Source organism: Cecembia calidifontis, from assembly GCF_004216715.1.
Classification (GTDB): domain Bacteria; phylum Bacteroidota; class Bacteroidia; order Cytophagales; family Cyclobacteriaceae; genus Cecembia_A; species Cecembia_A calidifontis.
Genome location: NZ_SGXG01000001.1, coordinates 445,313 through 470,529, shown reverse-complemented (window position 1 = coordinate 470,529; position 25,217 = coordinate 445,313). Strand labels below are relative to the sequence as shown.

Annotated in this window: 28 protein-coding genes; 12 read left to right on the top strand and 16 right to left on the bottom strand. The window is 42.0% G+C overall.

All coding sequences use genetic code 11. The features are described 5' to 3' along the window. Together panB and BC751_RS02095 are read right to left on the bottom strand one after the other, a co-directional pair. On the bottom strand, positions 1-822 hold the full coding sequence (gene panB / locus BC751_RS02100) for a 3-methyl-2-oxobutanoate hydroxymethyltransferase (RefSeq protein WP_130274103.1): 822 nt from the start codon (positions 820-822) through the stop codon (positions 1-3). A 6-nt stretch (positions 823-828) separates the two neighbouring features. Further along, positions 829-1,332 (bottom strand): phosphoribosyltransferase family protein, encoded by a 504-nt coding sequence (locus tag BC751_RS02095; protein WP_130274102.1) that lies wholly within the window; start codon positions 1,330-1,332, stop codon positions 829-831. A gap of 204 nt (positions 1,333-1,536) precedes the next feature. Between BC751_RS02095 and hemH the strand changes: the two genes are divergently transcribed. Together hemH and BC751_RS02085 are read left to right on the top strand one after the other, a co-directional pair. Next, a complete protein-coding gene (gene hemH / locus BC751_RS02090; RefSeq protein WP_130277467.1) occupies positions 1,537-2,571 on the top strand; it encodes a ferrochelatase in 1,035 nt (344 codons plus the stop codon). Positions 2,572-2,599: 28 nt separating this feature from the next. Next, the gene (locus BC751_RS02085; protein ID WP_130274101.1) at positions 2,600-3,778 is read left to right on the top strand and encodes a CynX/NimT family MFS transporter; all 1,179 of its coding nucleotides are present in this window, start codon (positions 2,600-2,602) and stop codon (positions 3,776-3,778) included. Between the two features lie 34 nt (positions 3,779-3,812). Here BC751_RS02085 and hpf read toward each other — a convergent pair whose 3' ends face one another. From hpf to atpD, 5 genes are all read right to left on the bottom strand, one after another. Next, positions 3,813-4,118, bottom strand: a complete 306-nt coding sequence (gene hpf / locus BC751_RS02080; protein ID WP_130274100.1) for a ribosome hibernation-promoting factor, HPF/YfiA family — start codon at positions 4,116-4,118, stop codon at positions 3,813-3,815. A 29-nt stretch (positions 4,119-4,147) separates the two neighbouring features. Beyond that, positions 4,148-5,032 carry a tyrosine-type recombinase/integrase gene (locus tag BC751_RS02075; RefSeq protein WP_130274099.1) on the bottom strand — a complete coding sequence of 295 codons (885 nt, stop codon included), beginning with the start codon at positions 5,030-5,032 and terminating at the stop codon, positions 4,148-4,150. Positions 5,033-5,189: 157 nt separating this feature from the next. Next, complete coding sequence (gene rpsU / locus BC751_RS02070; RefSeq protein ID WP_130274098.1) at positions 5,190-5,384, bottom strand: 30S ribosomal protein S21; 195 nt, start codon at positions 5,382-5,384, stop codon at positions 5,190-5,192. 194 nt (positions 5,385-5,578) lie between these two features. Continuing rightward, positions 5,579-5,827, bottom strand: a complete 249-nt coding sequence (gene atpC / locus BC751_RS02065; protein ID WP_130274097.1) for an ATP synthase F1 subunit epsilon — start codon at positions 5,825-5,827, stop codon at positions 5,579-5,581. 34 nt (positions 5,828-5,861) lie between these two features. Further along, complete coding sequence (gene atpD, locus BC751_RS02060; RefSeq protein ID WP_130274096.1) at positions 5,862-7,367, bottom strand: F0F1 ATP synthase subunit beta; 1,506 nt, start codon at positions 7,365-7,367, stop codon at positions 5,862-5,864. A gap of 389 nt (positions 7,368-7,756) precedes the next feature. On the opposite strand from atpD, the gene BC751_RS02055 reads away from it, so the two are divergent. From BC751_RS02055 to BC751_RS02030, 6 genes are read left to right on the top strand one after another with little or no spacing between them, the layout of a single operon-like run. Beyond that, the gene (locus BC751_RS02055; protein WP_130274095.1) at positions 7,757-8,626 is read left to right on the top strand and encodes a heme/hemin ABC transporter substrate-binding protein; all 870 of its coding nucleotides are present in this window, start codon (positions 7,757-7,759) and stop codon (positions 8,624-8,626) included. Positions 8,627-8,686: 60 nt separating this feature from the next. Beyond that, positions 8,687-9,685, top strand: coding sequence for a FecCD family ABC transporter permease (locus tag BC751_RS02050; RefSeq protein WP_242617335.1), 999 nt, complete (start codon positions 8,687-8,689; stop codon positions 9,683-9,685). A 1-nt stretch (position 9,686) separates the two neighbouring features. Further along, positions 9,687-10,487 (top strand): heme ABC transporter ATP-binding protein, encoded by an 801-nt coding sequence (locus BC751_RS02045; RefSeq protein WP_130274093.1) that lies wholly within the window; start codon positions 9,687-9,689, stop codon positions 10,485-10,487. 4 nt (positions 10,488-10,491) lie between these two features. Next, positions 10,492-11,538 (top strand): hemin-degrading factor, encoded by a 1,047-nt coding sequence (locus BC751_RS02040; protein ID WP_130274092.1) that lies wholly within the window; start codon positions 10,492-10,494, stop codon positions 11,536-11,538. Positions 11,539-11,585: 47 nt separating this feature from the next. Next, positions 11,586-13,853 (top strand): TonB-dependent receptor, encoded by a 2,268-nt coding sequence (locus tag BC751_RS02035; protein ID WP_130274091.1) that lies wholly within the window; start codon positions 11,586-11,588, stop codon positions 13,851-13,853. 12 nt (positions 13,854-13,865) lie between these two features. Further along, the gene (locus tag BC751_RS02030) at positions 13,866-14,927 is read left to right on the top strand and encodes an HmuY family protein (RefSeq protein ID WP_130274090.1); all 1,062 of its coding nucleotides are present in this window, start codon (positions 13,866-13,868) and stop codon (positions 14,925-14,927) included. Positions 14,928-14,969: 42 nt separating this feature from the next. Here the strand turns inward: BC751_RS02030 and BC751_RS02025 are convergent, their stop codons facing one another. Continuing rightward, positions 14,970-15,464, bottom strand: a complete 495-nt coding sequence (locus tag BC751_RS02025; RefSeq protein WP_130274089.1) for a C40 family peptidase — start codon at positions 15,462-15,464, stop codon at positions 14,970-14,972. A 107-nt stretch (positions 15,465-15,571) separates the two neighbouring features. Here BC751_RS02025 and BC751_RS02020 point away from each other — a divergent pair, with 107 nt between their 5' ends. Both BC751_RS02020 and BC751_RS02015 read left to right on the top strand, forming a co-directional pair. Next, positions 15,572-16,522, top strand: a complete 951-nt coding sequence (locus tag BC751_RS02020) for a tetratricopeptide repeat protein (RefSeq protein WP_242617334.1) — start codon at positions 15,572-15,574, stop codon at positions 16,520-16,522. Further along, positions 16,515-16,757 (top strand): hypothetical protein, encoded by a 243-nt coding sequence (locus BC751_RS02015; RefSeq protein ID WP_130274087.1) that lies wholly within the window; start codon positions 16,515-16,517, stop codon positions 16,755-16,757. The genes BC751_RS02020 and BC751_RS02015 overlap by 8 nt, the downstream gene beginning before the upstream one ends. On the opposite strand, the gene coaE is transcribed toward BC751_RS02015, so the two are convergent. The 7 genes from coaE to BC751_RS01980 form a co-directional block, all read right to left on the bottom strand. After that, entirely contained in the window at positions 16,754-17,365 is a 612-nt protein-coding gene (coaE, locus tag BC751_RS02010; protein WP_130274086.1) for a dephospho-CoA kinase, read from the bottom strand. The genes BC751_RS02015 and coaE overlap by 4 nt on opposite strands. Continuing rightward, positions 17,358-18,278, bottom strand: a complete 921-nt coding sequence (locus BC751_RS02005) for a YbbR-like domain-containing protein (RefSeq protein WP_242617333.1) — start codon at positions 18,276-18,278, stop codon at positions 17,358-17,360. The genes coaE and BC751_RS02005 overlap by 8 nt, the downstream gene beginning before the upstream one ends. A 52-nt stretch (positions 18,279-18,330) precedes the next feature. Then, positions 18,331-18,645 carry a preprotein translocase subunit YajC gene (gene yajC / locus BC751_RS02000; protein ID WP_130274084.1) on the bottom strand — a complete coding sequence of 105 codons (315 nt, stop codon included), beginning with the start codon at positions 18,643-18,645 and terminating at the stop codon, positions 18,331-18,333. 3 nt (positions 18,646-18,648) lie between these two features. After that, on the bottom strand, positions 18,649-19,191 hold the full coding sequence (locus BC751_RS01995; RefSeq protein WP_130274083.1) for a DUF1573 domain-containing protein: 543 nt from the start codon (positions 19,189-19,191) through the stop codon (positions 18,649-18,651). Positions 19,192-19,205: 14 nt separating this feature from the next. Beyond that, entirely contained in the window at positions 19,206-19,508 is a 303-nt protein-coding gene (locus tag BC751_RS01990; protein WP_130274082.1) for a YtxH domain-containing protein, read from the bottom strand. A gap of 11 nt (positions 19,509-19,519) precedes the next feature. Beyond that, the gene (gene nusB / locus BC751_RS01985) at positions 19,520-20,704 is read right to left on the bottom strand and encodes a transcription antitermination factor NusB (protein WP_130274081.1); all 1,185 of its coding nucleotides are present in this window, start codon (positions 20,702-20,704) and stop codon (positions 19,520-19,522) included. A 143-nt stretch (positions 20,705-20,847) separates the two neighbouring features. Further along, positions 20,848-21,948, bottom strand: coding sequence for a Glu/Leu/Phe/Val family dehydrogenase (locus BC751_RS01980; protein WP_130274080.1), 1,101 nt, complete (start codon positions 21,946-21,948; stop codon positions 20,848-20,850). A 146-nt stretch (positions 21,949-22,094) separates the two neighbouring features. Here BC751_RS01980 and BC751_RS01975 point away from each other — a divergent pair, with 146 nt between their 5' ends. Next, positions 22,095-23,885: an ABC transporter ATP-binding protein gene (locus BC751_RS01975; protein ID WP_130274079.1), complete on the top strand. Its 1,791-nt coding sequence runs from the start codon at positions 22,095-22,097 to the stop codon at positions 23,883-23,885. Here BC751_RS01975 and BC751_RS01970 read toward each other — a convergent pair whose 3' ends face one another. Continuing rightward, on the bottom strand, positions 23,886-24,548 hold the full coding sequence (locus BC751_RS01970; RefSeq protein WP_130274078.1) for a hypothetical protein: 663 nt from the start codon (positions 24,546-24,548) through the stop codon (positions 23,886-23,888). Positions 24,549-24,580: 32 nt separating this feature from the next. On the opposite strand from BC751_RS01970, the gene BC751_RS01965 reads away from it, so the two are divergent. Next, on the top strand, positions 24,581-24,895 hold the full coding sequence (locus BC751_RS01965; protein ID WP_130274077.1) for a hypothetical protein: 315 nt from the start codon (positions 24,581-24,583) through the stop codon (positions 24,893-24,895). Positions 24,896-25,217 lie beyond the last annotated feature (322 nt).

The following is a 25,217-nucleotide window of genomic DNA, read 5'->3' as shown; positions in this document are numbered from 1 at the left end:
TCAATAGCTTTCGCTTTGATTTGGGAAATCTTTTGCCTTTACATCATCTATGTAATCCTGAACCGCCTTGGTCATGATACTCCTGAGATCTGCATACTGACGGAGAAATCTGGGTTTGAATTCCTGCGTAATGCCCAACATGTCGTGGACCACCAATACCTGTCCATCCACGTCAGGCCCTGCCCCAATGCCGATTACCGGGATTTGAATGGTCTCTGCCACTTTTTTTGCCAAAGATGCTGGGATTTTTTCCAATACAATCGCAAAGCAGCCACACTCTTCCAGTAATTTGGCATCTTCTAATAGTTTTTTGGCTTCTGCTTCCTCCCTTGCCCTTACGGTGTAGGTGCCGAATTTATAAATGGACTGGGGTGTAAGTCCCAAGTGTCCCATCACCGGTACTCCTGCACTTAGAATTCTGACGACTGATTCCTTGATTTCTGCACCGCCTTCCACTTTGATGGCATGCGCTCCTGATTCTTTCATGATCCTAATGGCCGATCTGAGAGCTTCAGAACTATTGCCCTGATAGGAACCAAAAGGTATATCCACCACTACAAATGCCCTTTTGACTGCACGGACTACAGAAGTAGCATGATAGATCATCTGGTCCAAGGTGATTGGAAGGGTAGTTTCATGACCCGCCATCACATTGGAGGCAGAATCCCCCACCAAAATGATGTCTATTCCCGCTGCATCAATAATGCCAGCCATAGAAAAATCGTAGGCGGTAAGCATGGAAATTTTTTCTCCACGCATTTTCATTTCCTGAAGGATATGGGTAGTGATTCTTTTGATATTGGAGGACTGGTGTACAGACATGATTTTTTAGTGAAGGTGGACAGTTTGTTTTTCCTTGGTGAGATCTACGGTGATGTGTTCGCTCAGGGTAGTAGCAAGTTCAAGCCCTGTATAATCCGGTGTCACGGGGAATAATTTATGGCTCCTGTTGACCAGCACAGCTACCTCCATCTTCTTAATTGGGGCGTCAAGGAAGGGTTTGAGGGCGTACATCAGTGTTTTTCCTGTATTCAATACATCATCTACAACAATGACACATTTGTTTTTCAGATCGATGTTTTCTGAAAGTTTTACCTCACCCCGGTTAACCTCTTGTTTGTCCAATATGATTTCAATGACCTTTGCTTTCAAAGGTGAAATTTCTTCCAGGGTTTTGGCCAGGGCTGAGGCAAGAAGACTGCCCATTCCTTTGATTCCTGCAAACAGCAAGTGCTCTTCTGAGGAATTGCGTTCATATATTTCATAAGCCATCCGGATAATCTTTTGCTGGATCTGCTTATGGGCTAATACCAGGGTCATGTGTTCACTCATGCCGATTTGTTTTGATTTCAAAAAGGAAAATTAAACCAATTGGTGTTGTATTCAAAGTGTTTTTATTGTCAACTCATTTTTTGGTCTGCTTCAAATGGATTTTTCTATTCCGTAATAGCCCATTCATAGAATCAATTGGTATTTTCTAACCAAAGGCAGTACTTTTGGTTTTCATTAGAAGAAAGAAAAAGCAACAGTTCAATGATAAGTAAAAATAAAGCAAAAACCGGGGTGCTCCTGGTAAATTTAGGTACTCCTGACAGCACCAAAACCGGAGATGTCAGAAAATATCTTAGGGAATTCTTAATGGATGGCAGGGTAATAGATTTTCCTTTTATTCCAAGGTGGATGTTAGTGAACCTGATAATAGCCCCATTCAGGGCACCCAAGTCTGCCAAGGAATACAGAAAACTTTGGACCGACAGGGGCTCTCCCTTACTTTTTCATACAGAGGATCTTCGGGAAAAACTTATACAAAAGCTGGACATGGACAAATATCAGGTAGAGATAGCCATGCGTTACCAGTCCCCCAGTATTGAAGAAGGGCTTAAAAAACTCAATAAAGCCAATGTCAAAAAGATCATTGTCATTCCTTTATTCCCTCAATACGCTTCTGCGACCAATGGCTCCGTGGTGGATAAGGTAATGGAAATTGCCAGAAAGTGGCAGATTATCCCCAATATTACCTTCATCAGTAATTTTGTCGAACACCCCCTTTTTTTGGAGGCCTGGGCTGAATTGGGCAGGGAAATGACGGAGAAGGAGAAATATGACATGTATCTTTTTTCTTATCATGGATTGCCCGAAAGGCAGATCAGAAAAGGCTCTGTAGATGGGTATTGCCAGCTGAGTGATAAATGTTGCGGTAATTATACCAAGAAAAACCAGTTTTGTTATAGGGGGCAGTGCTTTCACACTACCAGGTTAATAGCCGCTAAATTAGGTTTGCCGGAAGATAAGGTAGTCACCTGCTTCCAGTCCAGATTGGGCAAAGACCCTTGGATCAAACCTTACACCGAAGATGTCATAGAGGAACTTGCGGCCAAGGGAGTGAAAAAAGTTTTGGCATTTTCCCCAGCCTTCGTGGCTGATTGCCTGGAGACTACCATTGAAGTTGGTGAGGAATACAAAGAAGAATTTGAGGAGTTGGGAGGAGAGAAATGGGATTTGGTTCCAAGTCTTAATTCCAGGGACATGTGGGTGGATTGTATAAAGGATATGGTGGAGCAAAATACCTGAAGCGGGGAGCTTAGAAATTCTTGACTGTATGATTTCAGATAAACCGCTTTATCAGCAACCTTGGTTGCTGTTTATGGGGATACTTTTGGTTTCCTTCAACCTCAGGCCTTCCATCACTGCAGTGGGTCCTTTGATTCCTATGATAAGGGAAGACCTGGATTTATCCAATGGTTGGGCGGGCTTCTTGACCACATTGCCTTTATTGACCTTTGCCACATTTTCCCTGTTTTCCGCTGCAATAGGTAAATATTTCGGAAATGCCAGGGCGATTCTGTATGCCCTGGTTTTGCTTTTAATTGGTTCGGTTATCCGGGTATTAGGGGATGCTGATATGCTGTTTATTGGTACGGGTTTGACGGGCATAGGCATAGTTATCTGCAACGTGCTTTTGATTCCTTTGATCAAGAACAGGATGCCCGGAAAAATAGGATGGGTGACGGCTTCTTTTACCACGGGAATGACGCTGTTTGCTGCCATTGCTTCTGGGATTTCGGCGCCAATGGCTATTGATTTGGAATTGGGCTGGAGAGGTTCTTTGCTTGCTTGGGTAGGCTTGTTGCTTATTGGGATTTTGATCTGGACACCCCAACTGAAGTGGAAAGAAAATCCCAAAACTGAAGCAGGGGATATGCCAAATATTAATGTCTGGAAATCCCGACTGGCTTGGGATATCAGTATGTTTATTGGCGTGCAGTCCTTATTGTTTTTTACAATTGTTGCCTGGTTGCCGGATATGATGATGGACAGGGGACTGAGTGCAGTGGAGGCGGGAATATTGCTTTCCCTGATGCAAATCGTCGGTTTGAGCGGATCATTTCTTTCACCCATTATTGCTACCCGCTATAAAGACCAGGTTGGGGTAGTTATCGTATTGGGAATGATGTATTTGGTGGGCTTCAGTTTAATGTTTATCCAAGTATTATGGGTAAATTATGTGGGCCTTACCCTTGTTGGGGTTGGCTTAGGCTCCAGTATTTCTTTGGCCTACACGTTGATAGGATTGCGTACCCGTCATGACAACACTACAGCATCCCTTTCCGGAATGGCCCAGTCCATGGGTTATTATCTCGCTGCCTTGGGTCCCCTTTTGTTCGGGATTACCTTTGATCTATTTGCTGAATGGAAGGTATTTATTGGCCTGATGCTGCTCTGCTCGGTTTTATTTATCTATTTTGGTATAAGATCGGGGAAGTCCCAGCAGATTTAAAAAGAAAAAACCCCGTCTTTTGACGGGGCCTTCTTTATTGATTGGTCAGTGCCGTTTTTTCCTTGAACTTTTTGATCTGTCTGCGAAGGGCTTCCACCGCTTCGTCCGCTGCCGCCTCAAAAGAATCACTTTGGTGTTTGGCAAAAAGGGTTTTACCCGGCACATTCATTTTTATTTCAACAATTTTATTTTCATTTTTTTCATTTTTGTCTAATCTCAAAAAAACTTCACCGTCGACAATACGATCATAGAAAGTATCCAATTTATCCGCCTTCTTTTGGATGAAGTCGATTAGCTTGCGATCGGCATCGAAATGGATGGAATGCATTTGAAGTTTCATAACTGTAAAGATTTAAAGTTAAACGTATATTAAGCCTTAGGATGTGCCTGTTCAAACACAGCCTTAAGTTTTTCCAAGGAATTATGTGTGTATACTTGGGTAGCAGCAAGGTTGGCATGGCCCAATAAATCTTTTACCGCATTAAGGTCTGCCCCTTTGTTGAGTAAATGGGTGGCAAAGGTATGTCTCAGCAAATGGGGGCTTCGTTTGGTCGTCTGAGCAAAAAGGTCCAAATAATGTCTCACAATGCGGTAAATCTTCATAGGGTAGGCCTGCTCTTTGCTATTAGTAACGATAAAATAATCACTCTCATTGAAATTCGGAAATGTTTCTTCAAATACTTTTTTGTACGAAAGAATATTTTCTTTTAGAGTTTTTGTGATCGGTATTATTCGCTCTTTTTTTCTTTTTCCTAACACCTTTATCGTGGCTGTGTGCAAGTTTATGTCCTTCCATTTTAAGTCCAATAATTCAGAAAGACGTACCCCTGTGAGGTAAAGAAATTCCATGACCATACGGTCTCTTTTTCCCTCAAATGTGGGTTCATACACCATTTCATCAAGGATTTTTTCAATCGCCTCTTCCTGCACAAATTCCGGAAGCCGCTTGGGGGTCTTAAGGGCTTTGATTTTGTAAGTCGGGTCTTTACTTAATTCTCCTGAGCGCAAAAGGAATTTATAAAAAGACCGGAGGGTGGCAATTTTGCGGTTGACCGAGGTAGCGCTGAGCTGCTGCTCGACCAGGTCTATGATCCAAGCACGGATTTCGGTGTGCTCGGCCTTGCTGATATCCTCTTTTTCAAATGCTGTTTGACAGAAATCGGAAAACTGCTCCAAATCTTTCCTGTAGGCCAGAACGGTATGGGCGCTTGCTCTTTTTTCTAATTCCAAGTAATTGATAAAGGAGTCTATCATGCTTTGAATAACCTTGCTACAATTTAGGTTTATCCTAAACTACGGCTTATTTTTTTAAAAAACGTAGCCTAAGGCTTAATAATTGTTAAATACAAAAAAAGCGCATCCACTTTCGGTAGATGCGCTGTCTGTATGATTTCGAAAAGATGACAAACAATTACTTCATTGCTTCTGTCTGTAACCTTTGTCTGTAAGCAGCTCTGATAACTTCGTCTCTTCTTTTGACAGAAGGCTTCACAAAGTGCTGTCTGGCTCTTAGTTCCCTAACAGTTCCAGTCTTATCAAATTTCTTTTTGAAACGCTTTAGCGCTTTCTCGATAGATTCGTTTTCTTTTACGTTGACTATGATCATTTGTATACACCTCCTTTCAGGATTGCAAAGATATGAATTAAAAATTCAATTGCAAAATAAGTTACTGAAATAAATGGAATTATGTCTTTGAGACATATTCATCAGAGGAGAGCTTACTAATATATACCAGTTATCAGAAAGTGAAAAAAAAGCCCGATCAAATGACCGGGCTTTTAACTTATGCTGATAAGAACTTATCCTATTACTTTTTCTGCCAAAAGGACAATTTTGTTATCATTTACTTCCACTACTCCTCCTTCGATCACATGGCTTTGTTTTCCCTCTTTGGTGGTATAGGAAACATTACCTTTTGCCAGAGCAGAAACAATAGCCGCGTGGTTTTTCAAAACCTGGAAGGAACCGCTTGCACCTGGGAAGGTAGCCTCAGAGACTTCTCCCTCAAATACTTTTTGGTCCGGAGTAATTATCGTCAACTGCATCATAAATTTTGATTTTTATTCAGGTGATCCTGAAATATTATTGATTGACTTCGGCCAGCATCTTCTCACCTTTGGCGATGGCATCTTCGATAGTACCTACCAAGTTGAAGGCTGCTTCTGGCAGGTGATCCAATTCACCGTCCATAATCATGTTGAAGCCTTTGATGGTGTCTTTGATATCTACCAACACACCTTTCAAACCGGTAAACTGCTCTGCTACGTGGAAAGGCTGAGAAAGGAAACGCTGTACCCTTCTGGCTCTGTGTACCACCATCTTATCTTCTTCGGACAATTCTTCCATACCCAAGATAGCGATGATGTCCTGCAATTCTTTGTAGCGCTGAAGGATCTCTTTAACCCTTTGTGCACAGTTGTAATGTTCTGCACCTAAGATATCCGGAGTCAAGATCCTTGAAGTAGAATCCAAAGGATCTACAGCAGGATAGATTCCCAACTCAGCAATCTTTCTGGAAAGTACGGTAGTAGCATCCAAGTGGGCGAAAGTAGTCGCCGGAGCAGGGTCAGTCAAGTCGTCAGCAGGTACGTAAACCGCCTGTACTGAAGTGATGGAACCGTTTTTGGTAGAGGTAATTCTTTCCTGCATGGAACCCATTTCTGTAGCCAGTGTAGGCTGATAACCTACCGCAGATGGCATCCTGCCCAAAAGTGCGGATACTTCGGAACCCGCCTGGGTAAATCGGAAGATGTTATCAATGAAGAAAAGGATATCCTTCCCTGCACCATCACCTTCACCATCCCTGTAGTATTCAGCCAAAGTCAAACCTGTCAAGGCAACCCTTGCACGGGCACCTGGAGGCTCGTTCATCTGACCAAACACGAAGGTTGCTTTTGACTCTTCCAATTTTTTCAAATCAACTTTGGAAAGATCCCAACCACCTTCAGTTTCCAAAGTATGTAGGAACTCTTCACCGTAAGTAACGATACCGGATTCGATCATTTCCCTCAAAAGGTCATTACCTTCACGGGTTCTTTCACCTACACCGGCAAATACGGAAAGACCTGAATAAGCTTTAGCAATGTTATTGATCAGTTCCTGGATCAATACGGTCTTGCCTACACCTGCACCACCGAAAAGACCGATTTTACCACCCTTTGCATAAGGCTCGATCAAGTCGATTACTTTGATACCGGTAAACAACACCTCTGTGGAGGTAGAAAGATCTTCAAATTTTGGAGCTGATCTGTGAATAGGCAATCTTTTGGCTGATTCTACCTCAGGTAAACCGTCAATAGCTTGACCGACCACGTTGAATAGTCTTCCTTTGATGCTCTCGCCCGTAGGAACAGAGATTGGCGCACCATTGTCCACAGCTTCCTGACCTCTTACCATACCTTCAGTAGCATCCATAGCGATGGTTCTTACCCTATCTTCGCCAAGGTGCTGCTGTACTTCTAGGACTACTTTCTGACCATCCTCTTTGGTGACAGTCAAAGCATCCAAAATATTAGGCAATTTACCTCCTTCAAAGGAGACGTCCACTACCGGACCAATTACCTGGGTTATCTTACCAATATTTGCCATTTGTATTAAGTAATGTAAAAAGGATGAACACTTTTTAGATATCGGTCGCAAAATTAATTATTAATAATGAATACCAAAGGATGTTTGGAAAATTAATCCCAATAATCGGTTGATTTTTATTTCTATAACTTATTGTGATCCCTTGCACATGAAAATTCTTTTTAAAAATGATTTTCTGGTGGCCTTCAATTAATCTTTTGTCGGTTTTTGGCCATGAAAATAGGAGGAAAATATGCGCCGCAACCTTCCGATAGATTTTATCAATTTCATTTAAAAATCATAACCCTTTGAATGATAATCTAATTCGATAGAAAATTTCAATCAATATTTATTTGGATTTAATCTTAATAAGGTGATATTTGCCATGTAATTTCTAATTAGTCTAAATAATGATAAGGTATTCATTCATCTATTCTTTGCTGGCCTTGTTGCTATTTTCTTGTGGAAGGAACCAATCCGTGGTTGAGATTGACTCTAAAGAAATCAAAATAATCACTGCAGGAGGTACCGTTTCTGAAATTGTGGCTGCCTTAGGATTTCAGGATCAGATTATTGCTACAGACATAACATCTACTTATCCAGCAGATCTCCAAAAACTCCCTTCCATTGGTTATAGGAATCAAATTAAAACTGAAGGGATTCTGGCGCTGGGTCCTGATTTGGTATTGGCCGAAGAAGGATATCTTACTCCTGATGTGGTTCAACAATTGGAATCTACAGGTATTGTTCTTCATTTTTTTAAAAAACCAAAGCAGATTTCAGAAACATATGGGTTAATCAATGATCTCGGTGCTTTTCTTAAAGCAGAAGAAAAGGCATTAGAAATAGTTGCCAGGCTTGAGGCTGATGAGGCAGCTTTAAAAGCTTTTGTTGAGGAAAATCAAAAGAAAGAAAAGCCAAAGGTCGCTTTTGTGATGGCAAGAGGTTTGGAGACTATTTTTCTTGCGGGTGAAGAAACCTTTGCGGAATCTTTAATTGAAATGGCCGGTGGGGAATTTGCAGGCAAAGGTTTCAAGGATTTTATACCTCTCACGCCTGAAGCTATTGTTTCTATCAATCCTGATTATCTTCTTTTTTTCGAATCAGGTCTGGCCACTATTGGAGGAAATAATGGGGTTTCTCAGATTCGGGGATTAGACCAAACCACTGCTTTCCAAAAGCAGCAGGTATTAGCATCCGATGGACATTACCTTTCAGGTTTCGGTCCAAGAATAGCGGAAGCAGCTTTGGAATTGGCAAGGTCTATTAGCAAAAATTAAATGGTATCTAAAGTGGTAATACCGAACAAAAAGGTCCGTCATAAACTGACCTTAGGAACCATGGCTTTAATGCTTTTGGGTCTTGGCCTTCTTTCTTTGAGTTTGGGTGCTTATCCAATTCCTTTGTCGAAAGTAATGCATGTATTTTTTGGGGACTGGATTGGGGCAGATATTGTCAGTTTACAGGAAAAAAGTGTATTGCTTCAGATCCGTTTGCCTAGATTGCTATTGGCAATGCTGGTAGGTGGTGCACTGGGCATTGCGGGAGCTTCACTGCAGGGGCTATTTAGAAACCCCCTTGTTGAACCTGGCCTCATCGGTGTCAGTAGTGGCAGTGCCCTTTTTGCAGTCATTTTCATTGTTTTTGGTTCTTCGCTAACAATTCTTTCTTCACTTGGGAAATTTGGATTGGTTGGCTTTGCTTTTATTGGAGGCTTGTTGAATACCTTTTTGGTATATCGCTTATCCAGTCAGGCAGGTAAGACGGATATCTCTTTGCTTATTCTTGCAGGTGTGGCATTGAATGCCCTCGCGGGTGCTTTGATAGGCCTTACCATTTTTTATGCAGATGATGCGGCCTTGAGGAATTTTACATTTTGGAGTCTCGGGGACGTGGGCGGAGCCAATTGGGAAAAAGTCATACTTATGTTGGGATTCTCCTTTTTACCTGTGGGCTTGATTATAGGTCAGCACCGCGCATTGAATGCACTCGCGATTGGAGAAAGTGAGGCCTTTCATATGGGAGTAGATGTGCAGCGGACCAAGCTTTTCATTTTGGTTGGTAGTGCTTTGGTCGTGGGAACCGCCGTAGCGTTGACCGGTACCATTGGCTTTGTTGGCTTGGTGGTGCCTCATTTATTAAGAATATTATTTGGAGCAGATCATCGCCTGGTTATACCGGGATCTTTCTTGGCAGGGGCTATTCTATTGACGATGGCAGATTTACTGGCTAGAACCATGGTGGCCCCGGCTGAGATGCCGATTGGTATCATAACGGCCATTTTGGGGGCGCCATTCTTTATCTGGTTATTGATTAATGTAAAACAAATCAGAACGTAGTATGCTGGAAGCAAAAAATATTCAATATCTGGTTCAGGGAAGAGCAATTGTCAATAAGGTTTCTCTGGATTTAAAGCCAGGAGAATTTGCTGCTATTGTAGGGCCAAATGGTGCTGGAAAGTCCAGTCTTTTGAAATTGTTGGCGGGAGAATACAAGGTTCATGCTGGGGAAATTAAGTACAATGGCAAAGCCATACAAAATTACCGATCTAAGGAATTGGCAAAAGTTAGGGCGGTAATGCCTCAGCACAGCCAACTTACTTTTCCATTCAAGGTAAAGGAAGTCGTAGAGTTAGGTCTTTTGTCCTTAGGGATATCCGGAGGAGAAGAGCTCATCGAAGAGGTTATGATAGAAACCCTGACCTGGGAATTCAAGGACAGGTTGTATGGAGCGCTTTCGGGTGGAGAGAAACAGAGGGTACAGTTGGCCAGGGTCTTGGTACAGGTTTGGGCAGAATCTGAGCAGTCTAAATTCCTTTTGTTGGATGAACCTACTTCCAGTTTAGACATAGCCCATCAGCATCAGGTTTTACACATAGCCTCAAAACTAAAAACAAAAAATATCGCTGTTTTGGCTGTGCTACATGATCTCAATATGGCGGCAGCCTATGCAGATCAGGTTATCCTTCTAAAAGAGGGGAAGGTTTATCAGCAGGGTACTGTGGCCGAAGTAATGGCTTCAAAGCACCTTGAATACGTATTTGAGCATCCCATTTTGGTTAGGGATGGATTTGATGGGATGCCGCATTTAATCCAGTCTCTACCAGTTTATCATCAAACCCATTCATTCAAAATCGCATAAGTTTATGGAAACCGCATTACAAAAATTTACATTAGAAACTTTGAAGCAGGCATGGAATGCCTTGAAAGATGAGCAGCCACAATTAAGGATTAGAGATGCTGCGGCAAAATTGGGCGTATCCGAAATGGAATTATTGGCCACTACCATTGGAGAATCCACTACACGGCTGGAAGGAAACTGGGCGGAGTTTATTTTGGGCTGTAAGAAGCTAGGCAAGGTGATGGCTTTGACAAGAAATGATGGTTGTGTTTTAGAACATAAAGGAAATTTCCAGAAAATTGATATTCAGGGACAGGAGCCTTACCAAGTGGCAACGGTAATTGGTCCTATTGAACTGAGGGTGTTTTTTAATGCTTGGAAGTATGGCTTTGCAGTGATCAATGAGACTCCAAGAGGTACGATGCGAAGCTTTCAGTTTTTCGACAAAGCCGGTGAAGCCATTTTGAAAATTTACCTGCAGGAGAAAAGTAATGTGGAAGTTTTTGATGAAATGGTAAATCAATACCAAGCTGCCAACCAATTTGAGGAACTTCATACCGAAGCCTTTGCTACACCCGAATATGCTAAGGAGATTGATATGGAAGCCTTCACCCATGATTGGGAAAATATGAAGGATACCCATGAATTTTTTAGAATGCTTAGAAAATATAAGATTCATCGCTTGGATGCCGTAAAATGGATCAATGATAAATGGGCCTATGAGGTAAACAGACTTTCTGCAAGGAAAATATTGGAGGTAGCTTCTTCCGAAAAGATGCCCATCATGATTTTTGCAGGCAATAAAGGTAATATTCAGATCCATCAGGGGAAAGTGCGTACAATCCGTCAAATGGGGAATTGGCTGAATGTGCTGGATCCTGATTTCAATATGCACCTCAACGAAGACTTAATAGATTCGGCTTTTGTAGTGCACAAGCAGACAGAAGATGGTATAGTGTCCTCTTTGGAACTTTTTGACCAGAAAGGAGAAATGATCGCCCAGTTCTTTGGCTTGAGAAAACCGGGAATTCCTCAGTCGGATGCCTGGAAAAATCTAATAGACAGTTTGTAAAATCTATACCGCCGGGAGCCAGTCTCCCGGCAAAAAAATTTCAATATATGATTAGATTTAATCTAAATAAATTTAGTCTGTTTTTTTTCTGCATGCTTTTGGTGTTTTGCTCCTTTGCCATGCCGGAAAAAGGCTTGAGGGGGAAAGTTGTGGATGAAAAGGGCAGGCCTATCCCTTTTGCCACTGTCCAATTTGGGGATGCTAAAGGAGTTGTGGCCGATGTGGAGGGCGTATTTGATATTGGTAACTGGGAAACGGTAAGTTTCTTGAAGATTTCTGCGGTGGGCTACAACAGCCAAACTTTTCCCTATCAACCAGAGTCCTCGACCTCTGTATTCGTGCTCAAAGAAGCACTCAATGATTTGAAAGAAGTGGTCATTACCGGGAATTTTGGTCCTCAATCCGCCAGACAATCTACCTACATGGTAAGGTCAATTGATAAAGAAAGAATACAGCAGCGGGCAGCCGGTAATTTACAGGAAGTCCTGAATACCGAATTGGGTATCCGTTTCAGTCAGGACAATGCACTGGGCAGCAGTAATCTGGAAATGATGGGCATGTCCGGGCAAAATGTAAAAATATTGATTGATGGGGTGCCGATGTTCGGTAGACAGGGGGTCAATAATGAAATCAATCTCAATCAGATTGATATCAATCAGATTGAAAAAATAGAAATTGTAGAAGGTCCCATGGCTGTCATTTATGGGGCTGATGCCTTAGCAGGAGTGATCAATATCATTACCAAAAAACCTGACTCCAAAGCAGGATATATTCTATCGACCCGCTTGCAGGAAGAAACGGCTGGCAATGAGTACAGCCCTTTCCATGGGGCAGGTAACCGAATCAGATCCATCCAAGGCACCTATACGGCAGCAGGTCCGCTTTCATTAGGAATGGGACTTACCCAAAATCAATTTGGAGGATGGAAAGGACCTCAGACCGGGAGGATGTTCCAATGGCTTCCCAAAGACCAATGGTTGGCCAATGCTTCTGTTGGATTCCGGAAAGACAAAGTTGAGTTGGATTATCAAGTTGACTTTTTGGATGAAATTATCACCTCTTTTGGACCTGAAAACCGATTAGAGGTCATCGACAGGAATTTCATCACCCAAAGATGGATGCACCGGTTGAATGCCAAGGTAGATTTCAGCCCAACATTTCAATGGTCCACACAAATGGCTTACACCGACTTTAAAAGAGAGACCCAAACTTGGGTCACCAATATACGGACTAATGAAAAGAACCTATCGCGGCAGGAAGGGTCACAGGCTTTGGTTACCCATCAGGGATTTACTTTCCGCACAATAGGCAATTGGTTGCTGTCGCCAAATCTAACTTTGATGCCCGGAATTGACATCAATACCGAATGGGGAATTGGTGATAGAATCAGTGAGAACAGCGGCATTCAGGATTATGCTGCCTTCCTTACAGGTGAATGGCGAATCAGTTCATTCCTTCAGGTAAGGCCAGGTTTACGGACAGCCTATAATTCAGCCTATCAGGCTCCTCCATTGATTCCTTCCATCAATACAAAACTGGCCATCAGTACCAAATTGGACCTTCGGTTGGCCTATGCCAATGGCTTTAGGGCCCCATCTATCCGGGAGTTGTATTTTGATTTCTTTGATGCCAGTCATTCCATTGCAGGCAATCCGGATCTTTTGCCAGAGCGCTCGGATAGCTTCAATGCTTCCTTGACATTTCAGGATAAGGAACATGCTTTAGGTTGGAAGACTGTGTTCAGTGCTTTCCATAATGAGGTGAGGGACAGGATAGCTTATGGGATGGACCCATCAGACCCTAGGATTACTACCTTATTTAACATTGAAAAATACCGTACTCAAGGGCTAATGCTGAATCAGAGTTTGAGGGCAAATCGCTGGTCCTTTGACGCTGGAGCATCCTATATAGGGCGTTTCAACTTGCTTTCTCAGGAAGATCAAGCACTTCCTGTCATGATGTTCAGTCCTGAAATAAACAGTAACATCACATATAAAATCCCATTCATAGAAACAGACATTAACCTGTTTTACAAGTGGACTGGACCCCTTCCAGGGTTTGAATTGGCAGCAGGAGATGGTGGACAGGCAGTGCCCAGTCAAATCATGTTGGAAGGATTTCACTGGATGGACTTGACCTTTAGTAAAAGACTACGGATAGGCGTCACAGTTATCGGAGGAGCCAGAAATCTATTCAATATTTCAGATATCATGAGCACCTCTACGGCCGGGAGCGCCCATGGTGGTGGTCCTGCAAGGCCTATGGGCTTTGGCCGCTCCTATTTTATCGGAATTACTTATCAATTATCAAAATAACACGAAGAAAAAATGATTACCTCAAAAAACATTCACCATTATATTATAGGCGCTTTGGCCGCCTTCATGTTATCCTGTGCAGAGTCCGAGGATCCCATCCTTGGAGTTCCACCCGTAGAAGAGGGATTCATAGAAATCAATGGTGGGGGAGCAACTTTCCCCAATTCGGTATTTATTAATTTGAGTAAGGGAGAGCAGCTTCCAGTCAGTAGAAAAAAATGGGACCTCGCCTTTTCGACTGGAACAGATTTTAAGGTTTTGATTAATGGAACAACAGGAGCCTTGGCCTATCCTACTGGGATCTTTGATATGAATGCCGTAGGGGAGCTTCAGGCAGAAGCTTTGAGGAGTAGTGGAAGACTGGAAATGAGTTTCACCAATATGGAATCTATTTTATTTGTTGACCTTCCATCTGATCCCCTTTCCGCTCCGGTGATGGGTTCCGTTAGTACATCTGCTGCATCCAATCAAGTATATATACTCAATAGGGGATCATTTGGCTTAGATCCCAGACCATGGAAGAAAATCAGGGTGTTGATTCAGGACGGTAAATATCTTTTGCAGCATGCAGATATTACATCTACTACCTTCAGTACAATGGAAGTTTCTAAAAACAAGGATTTTAATTTTGTATATGTTTCTTTAGAGGAAGGAGTGGTTCAGGTTGAGCCTAAGAAAGAAGATTGGGATTTTATGTGGAGTGCGGGTACCTCTACCACTCCTTTCCCTCAAGCGGTAAATGGAACCTTGGCATATCCTTTTCAGGATCTGGTTTTCCATAACGTTTATGGAAAAGTAGGAGCGGTTCAGATTATGGAATCCGATATAGCTTATGAAAATTTTACTGAAAACAATCTTACAGGATTGGAATTCATTCAAAACAATAGATTGATTATTGGATCCAACTGGAGGGGAGGAGGGGGGCCAAATGTATCTCCTACCATACGTAATGACCGGTATTATATCATTCGTGATTCCCGCGGAAATATTTATAAAGTCAGGTTTGTTGCTTTAACTAGAGATGGAGAGAGAGGAAGGCCATCATTTGAGTTTGCCTTAATAAAAGGAGTGTAATAGTAAAATCAGGAGGGAATTGAAAAACCTCCTGATTTTTTTTTATAATATCCTTCTTCCATATAAAAATGCCTTACTCCAATAGGCGCTCGACAAATTGTCTTCTGTCACGCCAAGGCTGGTGGAAGAATGGATGAAAATGATGCCTCTTCCGGAAACTTCGGTCACTATTCCGGAATGGGTTACCTTTCTTTTGTTCTTTCCGGTAGCAAAAAATACCAGATCCCCCTTTTGAAGATTCCTTCCCGGAACACTCTTTCCAACTTTGCTTTGTGACGCTGAGGTCCTTGGCATCTCGATACCCACACTCGCAAAAGAATGGTAAATCAATGCTGAACAGTCCATACCTGATCTCGTTGTGCCTCCGTACCGGTAGGGCGTGCCCCTATAGGACCGGGCCGTGGCAATTACTTTTTCGACATCTTTGTTCCGGGATTTTTTACCAGAAGCGCAGGAACTGAAAAATATTCCCAAAGAAAACATCAAAAACAATAAAAATAGGCTACTTCTGTAATTTTCCAGGGTACGCGTGTTCATAAATGCATAAAATATTTTTAACTTCAATAATAGCTTTGAAAAGCAAAGTATCCAAAACTTCCAACGTCTTAATGCCTTGAATTATGAGAATGTTTTACGTTTTTTTTATGATGCTGTTAGTTTTTTTCAAAGGATGTGATTCTCCTGCTTCAAAAAAGGTCGGCAATAAAAACGGCTATATTTTAGAGCCAAGCGGTGTTTTTCAGGGGATTAGCCTTTTAGGGGATTCTTTGATCACAGAGGTAGATTCCGTATCCCAAAATGAGCAGCTTTTGAAGCTAGAAGAAGCGGAGGAAAGATATGCAGAAGATCCTTCTTTGGATAACCTGATCTGGATTGGAAGAAGGGAGGCCTATCTGGGAAGATATGACCTGGCCATCAGGACTTTTTCCAAAGCAGTTAAAGAATTTCCTGATGCCTTTGAGCCCTTAAGGCATAGGGGGCACCGCTTCATCAGCATCAGGAAGTTTGATCCAGCCATAGCAGATTTGGAGAAAGCTGCGGAGCTTATGGAAGGCCGGCCTTTGCAAGTCGAGCAGGACGGTATTCCCAATAAATTGAATATTCCGCTTTCCACAGTACAGTTTAATGTTTGGTATCACCTGGGACTGGCTCATTACCTCAAAAGGGAATGGGAAGAAGCCATCCGAGCCTACGAAAAATGCCTGGAGGTATCGGAAAACGATGACTCCATTGTGGCTACTTTGGACTGGTATTATATGGCACTGGTAAAGTTAGGAAGGAAAGAGGAAGCTAAAAACCTGATTAAAAACGTAAAGCGGTCCATGAATATCATCGAAAATGATGCCTATCATAAAAGGATCCTGATGTACAAAGGGGAACTTAATCCCGAAACATTGCTTTCTACAGATGCCAATGCGGATGACCAAAAATTGCAATATGTGACACAAGGATATGGTTTGGGTAATTTTTATCTTGCTCAAGGTGATACTGCCCGTGCCAAAACCATCTTTGAAAATGTATTGTCTACTGGATATTGGTCGGCGTTTGGTTATATTGCTTCTGAAATGGAACTGGCGAATTTGAAAAATGAGTAGGGAAGACTTTAGGAATTTACCTTTACACAAAAAGATACATTTGCTTTATACAGAAGGCACCTTCATTGTGGGTATCCGCTACTATACCCATAAGGTAAACCTTTATTTGTTGGGACAGGAATACATTGAGGTTTTTTACAACCATAAATTGGATAAGATAGACAACATTGATTTCCTGAATACTGGACATTCCAGGATGAAATTCTACCTGGATCAGATACAATTGCCCCTTTAATTTTGCGCTAAGCTGAGCAATTCCTGGTGAATGGCCAATACCTGAGGAATCAGCAACTTATTGTCAGCATTTTTGATCACATAATCAGCCTTGCTGTTTTTTTCCTCATCCGGCAATTGTTTATTGATGATATCATTGATCTGTTTTTCATCCCGATGAGGATCCCGCAACAAGATTCTGTTTATCCTTATCTTCAGAGGAGCACTGACGTTGATGACTTTGTCCAGCTCCTGATATGACCCTGTCTCAAAAAGTAAAGCAGCCTCCTTTAGGACATAGGGGCTGTTTTGGGCAGCTGCCCAGGATTCAAAATCTCTTTTTACGGCAGGATGGACCAAGCTATTGATGGTTTTGACCTTGTCATCGTCTGCAAAAACATGGGCAGCAAGGTAACTCCGGTTGAGTTCCCCTGATTCGGAATAACTTTCCCTCCCAAACTTTTCAATGATGGCCTTTTTTAATTCGGAATCATGGGACATCAGCCATTTAGCCCTGTCATCGGCATAATAAATAGGAATACCTAAGATTGCAAAAATTTTGGCTACCGTGCTTTTTCCGGAACCAATTCCACCTGTTATACCCACCAGATAAGGTCTTTGCTTAGTCATATTTGAGTTTTAAAATTTCCGGCTCAAATTTGATTTTCTCTAAAAATGCAGGTTTGGGAGATACCTGAACGGCTATTGTGCTGTCTTGTCTGTTTCTGTTATTGTAATTCAAGATAGCCTCAAATTCGTAATTTCCCAGTTCACTTACCTGACGTTCATCAATGAGGTAAGACATCATGATGGTGGTCACCTCTCCATCAATCCTTACGTTTTTCGGGAAGTTGACGGTTCGGATTTTCAGGCGCTTGTTCCCTTCCAACATCTGTGTGACATCAAATCGGATGTGAACGCTTTCCTCATCCAGTGTAAGGTAGTCTCTTAGGGAGTTGGGGGCTTCCAAAGGAAGGATTTTGTTGAAATTTTTATTTATTTTTTCCTCTCCCAAGGGGACTTTAAGGGTTCCTTCCAGTTGCTGAAGGACAGAAGTAGGCCCTTTAATATTGACCATATCTGGGTCAACTTCAATATTCCCTACCAAACGGTAGTTCTTTGCCAAAGTGTTGGCGGTAGTGTCGGGAAGGATCTTGATTTTTCTAGTGACTATTTTATCCACCTGAAACTTGATGGTGTCCGTGACCATAGAGACCAGTCCAGTCGGGGCCAATGATTCTGCCAGGCTTCTTCTGATCTCTGATGTCAGGATATAGTTTTTGGTAGAGGGATTGCTGATTTCTATCAAAAAAGGTGTTTCGTTGATTTTGAAATACTTTCTCAATAGGTCCCATCCATTGCCAGTGATTTCGATTTTGATCCTGCTGGGCAATTTTTCTACAGCCATGTACTCTTCCGGATCGAAAATTATTTCGATGGGATAGTCCACAACTGTAGTGTAATTATCCTTATTGAGGGCATTTAAAACCCAAAAAGTGGCGGCTGCCAAAAAGCAAAGTGCCGCCACTTTCAGGTTTGCCATCTTTTGAGGATTCAGATTGGCAAATGGTTTTTTTATTGTAGTCAAGGTTGAATTATTTCGTCCCGGTAGCTTTTTTGGTATAATCGGCTGAAATCGCCGATTTTTCCACTGTGATTTTAAGTCCTCTGTCCAGTTCCAAAATGATGGTGTCCCCTTCTACGGCACTCACTTTGCCGTGAATTCCGCCAATGGTGACCACAGAATCCCCTTTTTTGATGGCTTCTAGGAACAGTTTTGTTTCTTTTTGTTTTTTCTGTTGAGGTCTGATCATGAAGAAATACATGATCAAAATGATAGAGCCAAAAAGGAACACCTGCCCCATGATTCCAGCTCCGCCATCAGCTTGCAATAATATCCAATTGTTCATAGATCAATTCTTAATTGGACCTAGTTGGGTGGTAGCACCGGCACCTCTAGGAGTAACATTTCCTTTCATTCTCAACCTGGTCACATTCGGGTTGGTATTGGCCTGAATGGTTACCGTAGGGGCTTGAGTACCCGGTTTGGCAGTGGAATTGAATACCACTTTTACAAATCCCTCTTCGCCTGGTTTTACTGGAGTTTTGGTCCAGTCAGGGCTGGTACAGCCACAGGAAGCAGTGATGTTGGAGATCACCAAAGGGGCCTCGCCATCGTTGGTAAATTTGAAAATGTGTTCGATTACTTTGCCTTCATCGATGGTTCCAAAATCATATTCCATTTCCTTGAAACTGAATTTGCCCAAAGTGGAAGGGTCTGCAGGGGTTACAGAAGTTACATTCGAAGGCACAGCTGGTTGGCTTGCCGCTTCCAATCTTGCCAATTTCTGTTCTAATTCTGCAATTTTGTCAGACTGGTCGTCTTTTTTAGAATCACAGCTGGCCGCCATCAACGCAACACCGAGCGCCAAGGCTGTTAATCTGAAGTATTTCATATGAATTTTAAGGGTTAGTTAGCTTCTCTATTTATTTGGTCTATCAGTTTATTGACATCGCTTAAAAGGTTTTCTGCCTTATTTTTGGCATCAGAAATCACTTTATTTCCTTCTGATTTGGCCTCATTGAAGGGCATATTTTTGCCTTCTACCAAGTCATTGATCAGCTTCTCCAATTCTTCCTTGTATTTAGAAAGTTGGTAGGAAAGCTTGTCTCTGGTGTTTTTTCCCGTGTCGGGAGCAAACAATATGCCTAAGGCTGCACCTATGCCAGCACCGGCTACAAATGCAATCCATCCATTAGTACTCTTGCTCATGATCAGTATTTTTATTTGTTATCTAATAATCCTCTTCCACTCTTACGGATTTGGCCGCTTTCGGTTAACTCTTTGGACAAAACATCCAACAAGCCATTGACAAACTGCTTACTCTTTGGCGTGGAGTAATTTTTGGAAATGTCAATGTATTCATTAATGCTAACTTTAACAGGGATACTGGGGAAATTTTTCATCTCCGTGATGGCCATGGAAAGGATAATCTTATCCGTCTGCGCAATCCGCTCAATGTCCCAATTTTGGGTTCTTTTAGCTATCAGATCCTTGTTATCGTCGTCATTTTGAACGGTCAAGTTAAATATATTTTGGAAAAATTCCTTATCCTCCTCCCAGTTTAGCGCAATCTCAGGCAATACCTCTCCCTCTATTTCAAAATTATCCTTAACATTTTTGAGCACTTTTGATGCCAGACTCCTTACTATGGATTTGTTTTCAGTCCAGTTGAGGTCTTTTTCGGAAAAGAAATTCAAAATTGCATCAACTTTGAAGATGACTTTTTTTAAGATATCGTCCGCAATTTCAAAATCCTCTTCCAGGCTAGGGTTGTCAATTTTGATGTATTCCTGATAACTTTCCAGTGGTTTGACATAATCCCTGAACCACTCTTTGATTTCCAGTTCCAAATCTTCCAGGTCAACCATATGCCGGATACAGGCAGACTTGAATTCGGCAGAATTTCTGATCTTATCCAGGATTTTATTATGGGCCAGGTTAAGTTCCCCCTGTGTCATTTTGATTTTTTCCTGGGTGAATTTCCTTTTCCTGTCTCCCTCCGCTGCAACATGTTCACTGAATGCCAATAATATTTTGATGGCAAACAGGTACAATTGTGGCAGCCTTTCTGCAGAGGTGATCATATTTTTGGAAAGGAATTCAAAATCCTTCCTGTTGGCATTGTGGTAATAGTTGAGGGCATGTTTTACCTCTTGTACGATCTTTTGGTTGCCCACATTGTCTGTTTCCAGGATGTCTTTGTTCAGGTTGTTGGTAAAAATCTCAATGGCTTTCGCCGCATCTCTTTTTAACTGTCCCTTGTCCTGCACCTCCATGCTATTGAGGTCGGGCTGGAAAGCTTCCCGGATCTGGTCTTTTGCAAGGTTAAAATTGGAGGCTTTACACTGCTCGTAGGCGTAAAGGTTCTGAAATGCTTTGACCCTGAGTATTCGTCTGTTTAACATACCTGAAATTAAAGAACGTAAATATAATTAAAATGGGGTAAGGTTTTGAGTTTGTTTCCCTCTTCCCGGGGATGATGTACAAAAAACCACCTGTCTTTATGTAAAAGTTCCCTGACAGGTGGTTTTTAAATAGTAAATCGGGATCAGTAAGACAATTTTACTTTTCCAATGGATTCTATTCTGTTCCAGGCCATTTCAATTGCGGCCTGTTGTGAAGGCTTGTTTTCTTTTTCTGACTTGTTCAAGATGGCCAAGCAGGTATCATAGATTTTTTCTGCATGTCCGTAAGCCACTTCTCTCTTGTACCCGCCCAAGAATTCGGTATACACATTGATCAGGCCACCTGCATTGATCAGGAAGTCAGGGGCGTAAATGATGCCTTTGTCCAATAATATCCTGCCGTGCTTCTCTTCATCCAGCAACTGATTGTTGGCGCCACCGGCGATTACCTGGCACTTCAGTCTGTCAATGGTTTGGTCATTGATAGTGGCACCCAAAGCGCATGGAGCGTAGATATCCATATCAATGTCATAAATAGCATTTGGGTCTACTACGGTGGCTCCGGTTTCATTGGCCACAACTTTCAACCTGTCTTCAAAAATGTCAGTTATGAATACATCTGCGCCTTCTTTCACCAAGTGGTTCACCAGGTATTTTCCTACTTGACCGATTCCTTGGACTGCTATTTTTTTACCGGCAAGGGAATCTGTACCATAGGCTTTTTTGGCCGCAGCCTTCATGCCCAAATAAGTTCCATAAGCCGTTACAGGGGAAGGGTCACCCCCACCGCCTTTGTATTCAGGGAGGCCGGTCACATGCTTGGTCTCCATGGCGATGTATTCCATGTCGCTTGTTTTGGTATTGACATCTTCTGCTGTGATGTATCGTCCATTTAAGCTTTCTACAAACCTTCCAAACCTTCTCATAAAAGCTTCATTTTTCATCTTTGGATCGCCAATGATGACAGCCTTTCCACCACCCAAGTTCAATCCTGAAATGGCAGCTTTGAAGGTCATACCTCTGGAAAGCCTTAAAACATCTGTGATGGCTTCAGCTTCTGAGGCATAGTTCCACATACGGGTTCCTCCCAGTGCAGGACCCAGTACTGTGTTATGTATACCAATGATGGCTTTTAGTCCGGTTGGCTCATCGTAGCAAATAACCAATTGCTCGTGGCCCATTGAAGTAATTTGTCCATACATGGAACCTTCCTTCACTTTTTCCTCAGTATTAATCTCTACCATTTGAACTTGGAAATTTTTAATGTGTTATATTTGGGATTACTCTTTTGTAGAAGCCCGGCACAAAATTATATATTTTGATTTGGGTTTACCAATGCAATTAATAGAGTATTATAAAACTAATCAAGTGATTTTAAAGTTTTTATTTCGTGAAACCACTCTGGCGGCTCAATAAATATCTATTCAAATACAAGGGTTATCTTTTGTTGGGGATTTTATTTACTATCATTTCCAACATTTTTGTAATAATTCCTGCCCAATTGGTGCGGATTGCCATAGATTATGTGGTTGAAAGTTTTTCCTTTTACCAGGCATTTTCGGGCCTTGGATTGGCAGGCGTAGCCCGTTCCCAATTCTTACAATATATTCTGGTTTTTGGTGTCTTGATTTTGGTCATGGCATTATTGAGGGGGTTTTTCTTATTCCTTATCCGCCAGACCATTATCATCATGTCAAGGCTCATAGAATACGACATGAAAAACGAGATTTTTGAGCAATATCAAAACCTCCCTTTGAGCTTTTACAGAAGAAACAGCACAGGTGACCTAATGGCAAGGATCACAGAAGATGTCAGCAGGGTAAGGATGTACCTCGGGCCTGCCATTATGTACGGACTCAATCTCCTGATTTTGTTTCCCATGGTAATCGGCTATATGCTTTCAGTCAATGTGGAACTTACCATTTACTCCCTCCTTCCTTTGCCCATCCTTTCATTGAGCATTTATTTTGTCAACAACATGATCAATGAGCGCTCAGAGAAAATCCAGCGCAGCCTTTCCGGGCTGAGTACTTTTGTACAGGAAGCGTTTTCAGGGATCAGAGTGCTCAAAGCCTTTGTCAGGGAAAATGACTCTGCCAATGAATTTGCCAAAACGAGTGAAGATTATAAAGAAAAATCCATTAGCCTGACCTTGGTCCAATCCCTTTTCTTCCCTTTGATTATGGCGTTGATCGGGATCAGTACCATCTTGACTGTATATATAGGAGGGATGCAGGTGATGAACGGGACCATTGGATATGGGGTCATCGCAGAATTTATCCTATACGTGAACATGCTTACCTGGCCGGTGACCTCCCTGGGTTGGGTGACCAGTATTGTACAACGGGCGGCGGCCTCTCAGGTCAGGATCAATGAGTTTCTGGATGAAAAAAATGACATTGTAAGCACCGAGTCTTTGGAGGTTCCCATTCAGGGCAATGTAGAGTTTAGAAAAGTAAGTTTTGTCTATCCTGACTCCGGTATTCAGGCCCTGAAAAATGTCAGTTTTAAAATCAACGCCGGGCAGTCCCTCGCCATTATTGGTACTACAGGTTCGGGTAAATCAACAATTGCTAACTTGCTGATGCGTATGTATGATGCTTCAGAAGGGGAAATCCTGATAGACGGCAGGAGTATCAAAGCCTATGATATTGCATCGCTCCGCAAGCAGATCGGTTATGTGCCTCAGGATGTGTTTCTGTTCAGTGATTCCATTGCCAATAATATTGCCTTTGGACTTGATAGCGTTCGAAAAACTGTAATTGAGAAGGCCGCAAAGGATGCGGATGTGTACCAGAATATCATTGATTTTCCCAATGGTTTTGAAACCAAACTGGGTGAAAGGGGAATTACCCTTTCAGGTGGTCAGAAGCAAAGGGTTTCCATTGCCCGTGCCATAGCCAAGGAGCCAAGTATTCTTCTGCTGGACGATTGTCTGTCCGCTGTGGATACCAAAACTGAAAACGCCATTTTAACTGCGCTTAAGGACATCATGGCCAAGAGGACTTCCATTATCATTTCACACCGGGTATCATCAGCCAAGCTGGCAGATAAAATTATCGTCTTGGATGATGGGGAAATTGTTGAGAATGGCACGCATGAAACACTGATGGAAAAGAAAGGGGTTTATGCGGAATTATATGAAAAGCAAACCCAGTCACCAGAGACCATTGAAGAATGATCATTCCCGGGGTTTGGCAAAAAAGTCAAACCCTATTTTTTTTGGATTACCCATACTGGAGGTGTGTTCCAGTTTTTGGTGGTAAGTGATGACCATGATGTCATGGAAGGCTGGGGCAAGGAGATCATTGTCCAATGCAGACTCTACGAGCTGCTCGATCAGGCTGCGCATTTTTTCAGGAGTTGCGGGGTTGTCCCTGAGTTCGGGAAAGCTAAAGACAATTTTCCGGTCTCCTTCCAGGAAGAACTTGTTTTCCCTGTTCAGCAGGATCCTTCCTATCAGGTAGCCTGGATCATCAAGCCTTCCGTAGGTCAAGGTGTCGGCGATGAAATTATAAATCAGGATCTGCCCAAAATATCTTAAGGTTTCATCTTCTTTGAGGTATTTGGACCTGCTGAGGTACGTATCATCCGGAAGGCGGACAATATTGCTCTGCAGGATAAATATCAGTACATCCCCTCCAATCCGGAAAATAAATTCAAAGTCATTGATGCGTTCTACCTTAAGGGGAACAGGTTTGTCATCCTCGTTGGCGGTATGGATTTCTTGGGCGATGGTATGGCAGATTTCCTCCATTTGCCTGAAAAGGGCTTCGCTCTGTTCAAACAAATTGTATTTGAGTTTGCTGGTAGTTTGGAGCTTATTGAGTATCTTGTTGATCATATTTTGGGTATTTGACTAAAACATTTCACATTTTGGCTGCGAAAAAGACCGGATTTGAAGAAGTGGAAACTATGCTTCAGGACATTGGTACTAAAATAGAAGAATTAATTGAAAAAGGTAAGGAAGTAGGTGGAGAAGCCAAGGAAGATATCGAGAAAAAGATCAAAGACTTTAAGGAAAAGAGGACAACTTTGGAAGATGAATTCAAAAAAGGTAAGGAGAAAGTAGAAAAACTCTATAATGAAAAAAGGGAGGAAATGGAACCCAATCTTTCTGCTTCTGCCGAACATTTCAAAGAGGGATTTAAGGAGATTTTGGAAGGGGTAAGGAAGTTGTTAGGTAAATAGGAGACAGGGGATTTAATAAATCTCCTAAATCTTTATTGGCAATTAAACTTATATCATTCTTTGAAATTGGTAAAATGTTGATAAACTCTGATTTTAGGAATTGTAATAAAAAACATTTGATTACTTGCTTTTTAAAAATGGGGGGGGTATATTGCTTGAGTAAGGAAAAGTTTTACTTGAAAAATTGTTTCCTAAAATCCGCAGGATTTTAGTTTGGAGATTTGAATCTGCTTGTTTGTGTTCATTTTTGGTCTAGTTCGGGAATTTCTTCCCTTTGATTGAAGAGTGTTCATAGTTTTGAGACAATGGATTTTAGGTTTGA